The following is a 10,749-nucleotide window of genomic DNA, read 5'->3' on the forward strand; positions in this document are numbered from 1 at the left end:
TGCGACAGCTTTGCTATTTTAACATGTTGTCTTCTGTTTGTCAAGAACTTTTTAATAAGTTTTTCAAACTTCTTCAACATTTGTTCTTTTCAACAGCTTTTCGAGTTTATCATAACTCTTTCGCTTTGTCAAGAACTTTTTTACTTTCTTTTTTTCAAGAAAGAACGGAGAAGGAGGGATTTGAACCCTCGCGCCGCTATTAACGACCTACTCCCTTTCCAGGGGAGCCCCTTCGGCCAGCTTGGGTACTTCTCCAAATTGCCCTAGATTCGTCGTTTCACAGAAACGACTTTCTTCACACTCTCGTGTCTTTATTTAGTTCTCTTCGTTTTCACCAAAGAACCTTGTGCATTATATCGCACTTTTCATTTGTTTGTCAAGTACTTTTTTCAAAACTTTTTAAGTGACTTGGCAAGCGGAGAGAGTGGGATTCGAACCCACGCGCCCTTGCGGACAAACGGTTTTCAAGACCGCCTCGTTATGACCACTTCGATATCTCTCCATATGTTGTTGACTGCGTTCGTTGTGTTCTCACCGCCGACGCAAGTGATATTCTATCATCAATACCCGCATCTGTCAACAACTTTTTTACATTTTTTTCAATTTTTATTTTTATCTTCCCAGATTTCCCATAAAGCCCGCTAAAATACAGCATTTTTCAATCACCAAACATTCTTTAATGTTTCAAAAATGCTTCCGCGATATCAAGATCCTCCGGTGTTGTGATCTTAATATTCTGATAAGATCCCTCTGCCAGAGCAACCTTTGCCCCTGTCTCCTGCTCTACTACCATGGCATCATCTGTAATTTTGCTCATATCTTTCTGACGAATGCTGTCATGAGCCTCACGTATCAGTGAATACAAAAAAATCTGCGGGGTCTGAATTGTCCACACACACTTTCTGTTTGGAGTTTCTTTTACATATCCCTCTTCATCAGAAAGTTTGACTGTATCTTTAGAAGGCATACCAATCACACATGCACCTGTTTCCTTCACTTTCTGCAGACCACGTTTAAGAATTTCTTCTGTCACAAAAGGTCTTGCACCGTCATGGATCAATACATATTCACAGTCTCTGCATTCACAAAGACCTGCATAGACAGAATCATAGCGTTCTTTTCCTCCCGGGATTACTGCCGATACCTTTGTAAATCCATATTTTTGCACGATTTCTTCTTTACAGTAGGAGATAGATTCCTCTCCTGTCACAAGAATAATATCCTGAATCAGCGGACTTTCCTGAAAACAGCGCAGGGAATAATACAGAACCGGGTATCCCTGTATCTCCAGAAACTGCTTCTGTACTTTACTGTGCATTCTTTTTCCCTGCCCTGCCGCCAGAACAATGGCCGTATTTCTTTCTGACATCTCAACGCTCTCCCAGTTTAAGATTCGGCACAGCATTCAGATCCCAGCCATGACGTGTACCTTTAATATATTCATAATAAGCAGCTACTCCGATCATTGCTGCATTGTCTGTACAGAAGATCGGTGACGGCCGATAAAAACTGTAATTATTTTTCTTACATGCTTCTTCCATTGCCGCTCTTAACGTTCCATTCGAAGCCACTCCGCCTGCAATTGCAATCTTAGTCATCCCATAATCTTTGGCTGCAAGCATTGTATGCTCCACCAGCACATCAACTACCGCTTTCTGGAAAGATGCTGCCAGATCTGCTCTGTTTATCTCTTCTCCGGTCATCTGCGCATGATTAATATAATTCAACACTGCTGATTTTACACCACTGAAGCTGAAATCGTACGGACAATCTCCAATTTTAGCTTTTGGAAACTCAATTGCATTGGGATTTCCCTCTTTAGAGAGCTTGTCTACCTTTGGTCCTCCCGGATATCCCAGTCCGATAGCTCTTGCAACTTTGTCAAAAGCTTCGCCTGCAGCATCATCACGGGTACGTCCCAGGATTTCAAATTCTCCATAATCCTTAACGATCACAAGGTGTGTATGTCCTCCTGACACGATCAGACATAAAAATGGAGGTTCAAGATCCGGATGTTCAATATAATTTGCTGACACATGGCCCTCAATATGGTGGACCCCTACCAGTGGAAGCTTCTTTGCATAAGCAATTGCCTTCGCCTCAGCAACACCCACAAGAAGTGCACCTACAAGTCCCGGACCATAAGTGACACCAATTGCATCCAGATCATCAAGAGTTACATCTGCATCTGCCAGTGCCTGTTCAATTACCTGGTTAATCTTTTCAATATGTTTACGGGAAGCAATTTCCGGAACTACCCCACCGTATAAAGTATGAAGAGCGATCTGTGAAGAGATCACATTTGACAGAATAGTTCTTCCGTTTTTGACAACAGAAGCTGCAGTCTCATCACAGGAACTCTCAATTGCAAGAATTAATGTATCTTTCATTTTCTGTTCCTCATATATCCGACGGATAAGTCATCCGTTTTACTACTTGTTCATAATCAGTTTCAGTGACATATTATTCCTCAAAATTCAATTCCAGACTCTTTCCGTCTTTTCCCGGATATGCATTTGGAAAAATTTCACGAACTTTATCCATAAACTCATCCGGTCTGACCAGAGACGGACTGTAATGTGTCAGCCACATCTCCTTTACCCGGGCATCACGGGCCAAAACCGCCGCCTCACGGAAAGTCATATGCTTGTATCCGCGTGCTTTGTCTGCTTTGTCATCTTCTCCGTACATTCCTTCACAGATAAACAGATCCGATTCCTTTGCATTTCGCAGGATAGATTCTGTTGGTCTGGTATCTGTTGTATAAGTAAGCCTGATTCCTTTTCTCGCAGGTCCAAGTACCATCTCCGGTGTATAGGTAATACCGTCTGCTTCGATGGTCTGCCCTTTCTGGAGCGGATTCCAGTATTTCAGTGGAATATCCTGCTCTTTCGCTCTCTCAGCCGAGAATTTTCCCTGGCGGAGAATCTCAAGGGTATAGCCATAACAGAGTACATTGTGGTTCACTTTAAAAGCCGTAATACGATAGCCATTTAATTCAATGACCTGCTCCGGCTGTGTAATCTCAATAAATTTAATTTCAAACGGAAGCTCCGGTGCAATGACGCGAAGTGCATTGACCACTCTCTCCAGACCTTTGGGACCTACCAGAGTCAATGGTTCTGTGCGGTCTGCATTTCCCATAGTAAGAAGAAGTCCCGGAAGCCCACTGATATGATCTCCATGATAATGAGTAAAGCAAATCACATCAATAGGTTTAAAGCTCCATCCCTTCTCCTTAATTGCTACCTGAGTACCTTCACCACAGTCAATGAGCAGACTGCTCCCGTTATATCTTGTCATAAGCGCAGTCAACCATCTGCGAGGCAGAGGCATCATTCCACCGGTTCCAACTAAACATACATCTAACATATATTCCCTCTATTTTCCAGCTTCCGGCAATTCCCTTAAAAGGTGTATGGTCCGGCTGCTGATTTTTTCTGCTTTCATTTCTTTTTCATTCGGGATGTCTGGTCATAAGCAGCGCATCCTCCACAGGATCACTGTAATATGCCTTACGTATTCCATCTCCGGTAAATCCCATACGTTCATAGAGACGAATTGCAGTCTCATTTCCCACACGTACTTCCAGATGGATTGTCGTAACCTCCCTCTCTGCTGCAAGGCGGATCAGGCTCTGCATCAGAAAAGCGCCAATTCCTTCTTTTTGTCTGTCCCTGCGCACAGCCACATTGGTAATATCTCCCTCATCCAGAACCATAAGAAGACCGCAGTAACCCAGAATCTTTTCTTTCTCTTCCACCACCAGAAACATGGCATCATCCCTGGTCAGAAAAGTAAAAAAACCTTCTTTTGTCCATGGCACATGAAAAAGATCCTGCTCAATCTCCATTACCTGATCCAGGTCATCCACAAGCATTTCCCGCAGGATCATATTTTTGTACCTGCCGGTTTCTGCTCTTTTTCTCTCTCTGCACGCTCACGCTCTGCCTGGGAAACGCGGAGATATTCCGGGATATGTTCCATAGCAGTCTCTGTGCGTCCTTCTTTATAATAAATACTGCCAAGAGCTGCCACTGCCGCTGCTCTCTGTTTATTTACATGAGCCGGTGCAAAAGAATACGGAACCTGCAGTTTCTCTGCGATCAGTTCACGAAATACAGGTACACCGTCTCCCAAAAATGTGACCATCTCTCCTCTCTGATTCAGTTCTTCCAGCAATTCCTCGATCGGTGCTGCCCACTGTTCTTTCAAAGTCATAAGCTGATGCTCTTCAAATCTGTAAATCCCTGTATATACCTGCTTTCTTCTGGCATCCATGATCGGACAGATCAATCCCTGTGCATCATAAAGATTATATGCCAGTGCATCTACTGTCGGTACTGCTACCAATGGTTTCTTCAGGGCAAGTCCCAGGCCTTTGACTGTTGCCGAGCCGATACGGAGTCCTGTAAAGGATCCCGGTCCCGCTGCCACTGCAATAGCATCTACGGATTCCAGTTCCAGTTCCGTCATCTTCACAATCTCATCTAACATCGGAAGCAAAGTCTGAGAATGTGTTTTCTTATAATTTACAGTATACTCAGCCAGTAATGTATCATCTTCCACAACTGCTACAGATGCAACAATTCCTGAGCTGTCCAAAGCTAAAATTTTCATTTCTACCTCCTAACTGTTCTCCGGACCAATCACTGTAATCCTTCTATAATCAAAGCCTTTCTCCAGATCTTTCTCTATGGTTACTTTGATCAGCTTTTCCGGAAGGATTTCTTCAATCAGATCAGCCCATTCGATCAGACAGATTCCCTGTCCGAAGAAATAATCGTCATATCCGATTTCTTCCATTTCCTCAATGTCACCGATACGGTAAACATCAAAATGAAATAAAGGAAGACGTCCGCTTTCGTATTCCTGAATGATCGTGAATGTCGGGCTGCAGATAGGCTCTGTGATCCCAAGCCCTGCCGCAACTCCCTGGGTAAATACGGTTTTTCCAACTCCAAGATCACCTGTCAGAGTATAAATCTGACCCGGTTTCGCATTCTCTCCGATCTTCTTTCCCACCTCAAATGTTTCCTGTGGTGTTTTTGTCTCTATAATCATCTTTTCCACCTTTTTCTTGCAGAATTGTTCTTTGCATATTATAATAGAGCGAACAGCGAAATACAATACTTTTTGAAAAGGAGACTTGAAACTATGGCAAATCCGATAGTTACAATTACCATGGATAATGGCGATGTGATGAAAGCAGAATTATATCCTGAGATTGCACCGAATACAGTTAATAACTTTATCAGTCTTGTAAAAAAAGGCTTCTATGACGGACTTATTTTCCATCGTGTGATCAACGGTTTCATGATCCAGGGAGGATGCCCGGACGGAACAGGTATGGGCGGTCCGGGATACAGCATTAAGGGTGAATTCACTCAGAACAGATTTAAAAATGATCTGAAACATACTGCAGGTGTTCTTTCCATGGCACGCGCCATGCATCCAAACTCAGCAGGAAGCCAGTTCTTTATCATGCACAAAGATGCTCCGCATCTTGACGGTGCTTATGCTGCATTCGGCAAGATCACTGAAGGAATGGATGTTGTAAACCGTATTGCAGAAGAAGATACCGATTACAGCGACCGTCCGCTTGACGAGCAGAAAATCAAATCCATGACAGTAGAAACTTTCGGTGTTGATTATCCGGAACCGGAGAAATGCTGATTCGCTGACTGTTTATGCCCCATGCAGTTTTCAGGCTGCATGGGGCATATTTTATCAGTCCGTAAATACTTTCACTTCACCGTCAATCACTGAATAGTAAAGATCTTTCTCTTTCTTCATCTTCGCTCTTCCATTTGTTCCCTCGGTGATTGCTTTTTCTACAAATGCAATCTGATCCGCCGGAACCAACAAATGCAGAACTACCCTGTCAGTGTATTCAGAATCAAGGATCGGTAATTTCTGTTCTCCGGCAATATACTGGATCTTGCCTATCCCGGTATAATCCGTAACTACTTCCATAGAAATTCCGTAGGTTTTCTCAATCACTGTGCTGGCGGCAAGACCTTCCTGCAGACTCCTGGAATATGCTCTGACAAGACCTCCTGTTCCAAGAAGTATCCCTCCAAAATATCTGGTAACTACTGCTGCCACATTATAAATATCTTCCCCCAGGATTACATCCAGCATTGGTCTTCCCGCAGTGCCTGACGGCTCACCATCGTCACTGCATCTGGTATATTCCCTGTTCTTTCCCACCGAATATACATAGCAGTTATGTCTGGCATCCCAATATTTCTTCTTCATTTCCTCTATAAAGGCCAGTGCCTCCTCTTCGGTCTGTACAGGACGCACTGTAGCAATAAATCTGGATTTCTTTTCCACGATCTCGCCTTCCCCGCCCTCGTAAACTGTCTTATATTTCTCAAGCATTTCTCATACTCCTCTTTCCGTTCTCTTATTGACTCAGTGTACCATGAATTACAAAAATGTGCCAGCACAGTGTATACTAATCCTGTAAAAAAACACAATAACCATTAAAAAGATCCAAAAGCAATTGTGAATTTTTATTTTTCTGCTTTATTTACTTATTCTTATTTGATATAATAGAACGGATTATAAAGGAGGTTTAACATGAACTACGGTAAAAAGTCGACTGCAAAGAAACGGACGGCACTGATCTCCCGTTCTTCCATGATGGGAAAGCGCGCCAGAGTTTCTTTCATCAGAGTCCTGTTCGTATCACTGATAGCACTCTGCATCGCAGTAACCTGTCTGGGTGTGGGGTCATTCAGGGGTGTAATTGATACTGCTCCTGATGTTGATGATATTGATATTATGCCACTTGGCTATGCAACCTTTCTCTACGATGATGCAGGGAATCAGATCCGTAAACTGGCTGCTCCGGATTCCAACCGACTGCCTGTCACTCTCGAGCAGATACCTGTTGATCTGCAGCATGCAGTTGTCGCAATTGAGGATGAACGTTTCTATGAACATAACGGTATTGACGTAAAAGGTATTCTTCGTGCCGGAATGAAAGCTCTCACTACCGGAGATTTCTCAGAAGGTGCCAGTACGATCACACAGCAGCTTCTTAAGAATAACGTATTTACCAACTGGACCAGTGAATCTACTCAGCTGGAAAGATTTACGCGAAAAATCCAGGAACAGTACCTTGCTGTCCAGGTTGAGAAAAAAACTGATAAAGACACCATTCTTGAGAATTACCTGAACACAATTAACCTGGGTGCCGGTTCCTACGGTGTACAGGCTGCCGCACGACAGTATTTTGACAAGGATGTATGGGATCTGAATCTTTCTGAATGTGCAACTCTGGCAGGCATCACACAGAACCCGACGAAATTTAACCCGATCATCAATCCTGACAGCAACAGGAAGAGACGCAAGGAAGTTCTCCAGCATATGCTGGATCAGAACTATATTACTCAGGATCAGTATGATGAAGCTCTTGCAGATGATATTTATTCCCGTATCCAGGCCGCTCAGGAAAAGAACTCCAGCACTGATAATACTGTTTACACATATTTTGAAGATGAACTGACAGATCAGATCATCAACGACCTGATGAATATCAAAGGTTACACCAAAAAACAGGCAACCAATCTTCTCTACAGCGGCGGACTTAAAGTATATACAACACAGGATTCCAAAATCCAGAATATCCTGGATGAGGAATATGCAGATCCTTCCAATTATCCGGACACTGTCCAGTATGAACTTGACTATGCCCTGACGGTTACCGATCCTGATGGAAATCAGGTAAACTACAGTAAGGAAATGCTGCAGCTTTATTTTCAGAATGAGGATCCCGATTTCGATCTTCTGTTCGATTCCCCGGAAGATGGACAGACTTATGTAGACAAATATAAGGCAAGCATACTCGCCAACGGAAGTAAAGTTCTTGCAGAGCGTGTCAATTTCGCACCTCAGCCACAGTCTTCCATGAGTGTGATCGACCAGCATACCGGCTATGTAAAAGCTCTGATCGGTGGTCGTGGAGAGAAAACGGCAAGTCTTACACTGAACCGGGCAACGGACACTACCAGACAGCCTGGTTCTACCTTTAAGATCGTGTCCACTTATGCACCTGCTTTAAATGAAAAAGGCATGACTCTTGCAACAACATTTGAAGACGAACCTTATGAATATCCGGATGGTTCCCCTGTAAACAACGCAACCCGTTCTTACAACGGAACAACCACGATCCGTACTGCGATCCAGAATTCCATTAACGTTGTAGCCGTCAAGTGTCTGGAAAAAGTAACTCCTGAGCTTGGATTGAAATATCTGGACAACTTTGGTTTTACAACCCTTGCTCATGGAACAGAGGCTGACAAAGATGCCAATGGTAATGTATGGAGCGATGCAAACCTTGCCACTGCGCTTGGCGGCATCACCCGCGGTGTCACAAATGTTGAACTGTGTGCATCCTATGCAGCCATCGCAAACGGTGGAAACTACATCAAACCGATTTATTATACAAAAATCCTGGATCACAATGGAAACGTCCTGATCGAGAATACTGCTGCCGAACGTTCCGTAATCAAAGAAAGTACTGCTTTTCTTCTCACCAGTGCAATGGAGGATGTTGTAAAACAGGGTACAGGTACAGCCTGCCAGCTTGACAATATGCCTGTTGCCGGAAAAACAGGTACAACCGAAGCCTATAACGACTTGTGGTTTGTGGGTTATACACCATATTATACATGCGCAGTATGGTCCGGTTATGACAACAATGAGAAATTACCTGATTATGCGCGTAACTTCCACAAAGCTTTATGGAAAAAAGTTATGACCCGTATCCATGAGGGACTTCCTTCCAAAGAATTCGAGAAGCCTGCAAGTGTAGAAAAGTTAAGTGTCTGCGAGGAAACCGGACTTCTTCCAAGAGCCGGCTGTCCGGTGATCACTGAATACTTTGACGTAGGTACCATGCCTACTGAATACTGTGACCAGCATTTCTATGACAGTGATGATTATGACTATAATTATGATACAGATTCCTCTGATCAGACTGACAACACCACTGACACTGATAACAGCGAAAACTCTGATAATGGAGATACCGACAACAGTGGTGACAGTAACAATACTGATGACAACGGTAACAGCGGTGACGATGGTACTGATAATACCGGCGGAAGCGATGACAACGGTGACGGTAACGAGGATGATTCCTCTTATCAGGTCGACTATTATTAATGCAAAAATACCGGTACAGAGAGAGAGAGAGAGAGAGAGAGAGAGAGAGAGAGAGAGAGAGAGAGAGAGAGAGAGAGAGAGAGAGAGAGAGAGAGAGAGAGAGAGAGAGAGAGAGAGAGAGAGAGAGAGAGAGAGAGAGAGAGAGAGAGAGAGAGAGAGAGAGAGAGAGAGAGAGAGAGAGAGAGAGAGAGAGAGAGAGAGAGAGAGAGAGAGAGAGAGAGAGAGAGAGAGAGAGAGAGAGAGAGAGAGAGAGAGAGAGAGAGAGAGAGAGAGAGAGAGAGAGAGAGAGAGAGAGAGAGAGAGAGAGAGAGAGAGAGAGAGAGAGAGAGAGAGAGAGAGAGAGAGAGAGAGAGAGAAGAGAGAGAGAGAGAGAGAGAGAGAGAGAGAGAGAGAGAGAGAGAGAGAGAGAGAGAGAGAGAGAGAGAGAGAGAGAGAGAGAGAGAGAGAGAGAGAGAGAGAGAGAGAGAGAGAGAGAGAGAGAGAGAGAGAGAGAGAGAGAGAGAGAGAGAGAGAGAGAGAGAGAGAGAGAGAGAGAGAGAGAGAGAGAGAGAGAGAGAGAGAGAGAGAGAGAGAGAGAGAGAGAGAGAGAGAGAGAGAGAGAGAGAGAGAGAGAGAGAGAGAGAGAGAGAGAGAGAGAGAGAGAGAGAGAGAGAGAGAGAGAGAGAGAGAGAGAGAGAGAGAGAGAGAGAGAGAGAGAGAGAGAGAGAGAGAGAGAGAGAGAGAGAGAGAGAGAGAGAGAGAGAGAGAGAGAGAGAGAGAGAGAGAGAGAGAGAGAGAGAGAGAGAGAGAGAGAGAGAGAGAGAGAGAGAGAGAGAGAGAGAGAGAGAGAGAGAGAGAGAGAGAGAGAGAGAGAGAGAGAGAGAGAGAGAGAGAGAGAGAGAGAGAGAGAGAGAGAGAGAGAGAGAGAGAGAGAGAGAGAGAGAGAGAGAGAGAGAGAGAGAGAGAGAGAGAGAGAGAGAGAGAGAGAGAGAGAGAGAGAGAGAGAGAGAGAGAGAGAGAGAGAGAGAGAGAGAGAGAGAGAGAGAGAGAGAGAGAGAGAGAGAGAGAGAGAGAGAGAGAGAGAGAGAGAGAGAGAGAGAGAGAGAGAGAGAGAGAGAGAGAGAGAGAGAGAGAGAGAGAGAGAGAGAGAGAGAGAGAGAGAGAGAGAGAGAGAGAGAGAGAGAGAGAGAGAGAGAGAGAGAGAGAGAGAGAGAGAGAGAGAGAGAGAGAGAGAGAGAGAGAGAGAGAGAGAGAGAGAGAGAGAGAGAGAGAGAGAGAGAGAGAGAGAGAGAGAGAGAGAGAGAGAGAGAGAGAGAGAGAGAGAGAGAGAGAGAGAGAGAGAGAGAGAGAGAGAGAGAGAGAGAGAGAGAGAGAGAGAGAGAGAGAGAGAGAGAGAGAGAGAGAGAGAGAGAGAGAGAGAGAGAGAGAGAGAGAGAGAGAGAGAGAGAGAGAGAGAGAGAGAGAGAGAGAGAGAGAGAGAGAGAGAGAGAGAGAGAGAGAGAGAGAGAGAGAGAGAGAGAGAGAGAGAGAGAGAGAGAGAGAGAGAGAGAGAGAGAGAGAGAGAGAGAGAGAGAGAGAGAGAGAGAGAGA

9 protein-coding genes and 2 tRNA genes are annotated in these 10,749 nt (G+C 44.5%); 2 read left to right on the forward strand and 9 right to left on the reverse strand.

What is annotated here, in order from left to right:
- Positions 1-165: 165 nt before the first annotated feature.
- The 8 genes from AC075J_RS17295 to tsaE form a co-directional block, all read right to left on the reverse strand.
- A tRNA-Ser gene (locus AC075J_RS17295) sits at positions 166-255 on the reverse strand.
- Between the two features lie 161 nt (positions 256-416).
- Positions 417-502 (reverse strand) — tRNA-Ser (locus tag AC075J_RS17300).
- 174 nt (positions 503-676) lie between these two features.
- Positions 677-1,369 (reverse strand): 2-C-methyl-D-erythritol 4-phosphate cytidylyltransferase, encoded by a 693-nt coding sequence (ispD, locus tag AC075J_RS17305; RefSeq protein WP_118575310.1) that lies wholly within the window; start codon positions 1,367-1,369, stop codon positions 677-679.
- 1 nt (position 1,370) lies between these two features.
- Positions 1,371-2,390: a tRNA (adenosine(37)-N6)-threonylcarbamoyltransferase complex transferase subunit TsaD gene (gene tsaD / locus AC075J_RS17310; RefSeq protein ID WP_008705876.1), complete on the reverse strand. Its 1,020-nt coding sequence runs from the start codon at positions 2,388-2,390 to the stop codon at positions 1,371-1,373.
- Between the two features lie 73 nt (positions 2,391-2,463).
- Entirely contained in the window at positions 2,464-3,372 is a 909-nt protein-coding gene (locus AC075J_RS17315; RefSeq protein ID WP_008705877.1) for a ribonuclease Z, read from the reverse strand.
- Positions 3,373-3,457: 85 nt separating this feature from the next.
- On the reverse strand, positions 3,458-3,895 hold the full coding sequence (rimI, locus tag AC075J_RS17320; RefSeq protein WP_008705878.1) for a ribosomal protein S18-alanine N-acetyltransferase: 438 nt from the start codon (positions 3,893-3,895) through the stop codon (positions 3,458-3,460).
- A complete protein-coding gene (tsaB, locus tag AC075J_RS17325) occupies positions 3,892-4,620 on the reverse strand; it encodes a tRNA (adenosine(37)-N6)-threonylcarbamoyltransferase complex dimerization subunit type 1 TsaB (RefSeq protein ID WP_476390549.1) in 729 nt (242 codons plus the stop codon). Before tsaB ends, rimI begins: the two co-directional genes overlap by 4 nt.
- A gap of 9 nt (positions 4,621-4,629) precedes the next feature.
- Positions 4,630-5,064, reverse strand: a complete 435-nt coding sequence (gene tsaE / locus AC075J_RS17330; protein WP_476390550.1) for a tRNA (adenosine(37)-N6)-threonylcarbamoyltransferase complex ATPase subunit type 1 TsaE — start codon at positions 5,062-5,064, stop codon at positions 4,630-4,632.
- 93 nt (positions 5,065-5,157) lie between these two features.
- Between tsaE and AC075J_RS17335 the strand changes: the two genes are divergently transcribed.
- On the forward strand, positions 5,158-5,676 hold the full coding sequence (locus tag AC075J_RS17335) for a peptidylprolyl isomerase (RefSeq protein ID WP_020993454.1): 519 nt from the start codon (positions 5,158-5,160) through the stop codon (positions 5,674-5,676).
- A gap of 54 nt (positions 5,677-5,730) precedes the next feature.
- On the opposite strand, the gene AC075J_RS17340 is transcribed toward AC075J_RS17335, so the two are convergent.
- A complete protein-coding gene (locus tag AC075J_RS17340; protein ID WP_008705884.1) occupies positions 5,731-6,387 on the reverse strand; it encodes a YigZ family protein in 657 nt (218 codons plus the stop codon).
- Between the two features lie 201 nt (positions 6,388-6,588).
- Between AC075J_RS17340 and AC075J_RS17345 the strand changes: the two genes are divergently transcribed.
- Positions 6,589-9,180, forward strand: a complete 2,592-nt coding sequence (locus tag AC075J_RS17345; RefSeq protein WP_476390551.1) for a transglycosylase domain-containing protein — start codon at positions 6,589-6,591, stop codon at positions 9,178-9,180.
- Positions 9,181-10,749: the final 1,569 nt, after the last annotated feature.

It is taken from the genome of Blautia sp. ZXY-1-C6 (assembly GCF_056339875.1).

Excerpts from the sequence above, each read along its gene's own strand:
- ispD (WP_118575310.1), bottom strand. The coding sequence starts at position 1,369 with ATGTCAGAAAGAAATACGGCCATTGTTCTGGCGGCAGGGCAGGGAAAA.
- tsaD (WP_008705876.1), bottom strand. The coding sequence starts at position 2,390 with ATGAAAGATACATTAATTCTTGCAATTGAGAGTTCCTGTGATGAGACT.
- AC075J_RS17315 (WP_008705877.1), bottom strand. The coding sequence starts at position 3,372 with ATGTTAGATGTATGTTTAGTTGGAACCGGTGGAATGATGCCTCTGCCT.
- rimI (WP_008705878.1), bottom strand. The coding sequence starts at position 3,895 with ATGATCCTGCGGGAAATGCTTGTGGATGACCTGGATCAGGTAATGGAG.
- tsaB (WP_476390549.1), bottom strand. The coding sequence starts at position 4,620 with ATGAAAATTTTAGCTTTGGACAGCTCAGGAATTGTTGCATCTGTAGCA.
- tsaE (WP_476390550.1), bottom strand. The coding sequence starts at position 5,064 with ATGATTATAGAGACAAAAACACCACAGGAAACATTTGAGGTGGGAAAG.
- AC075J_RS17335 (WP_020993454.1), top strand. The coding sequence starts at position 5,158 with ATGGCAAATCCGATAGTTACAATTACCATGGATAATGGCGATGTGATG.
- AC075J_RS17340 (WP_008705884.1), bottom strand. The coding sequence starts at position 6,387 with ATGCTTGAGAAATATAAGACAGTTTACGAGGGCGGGGAAGGCGAGATC.
- AC075J_RS17345 (WP_476390551.1), top strand. The coding sequence starts at position 6,589 with ATGAACTACGGTAAAAAGTCGACTGCAAAGAAACGGACGGCACTGATC.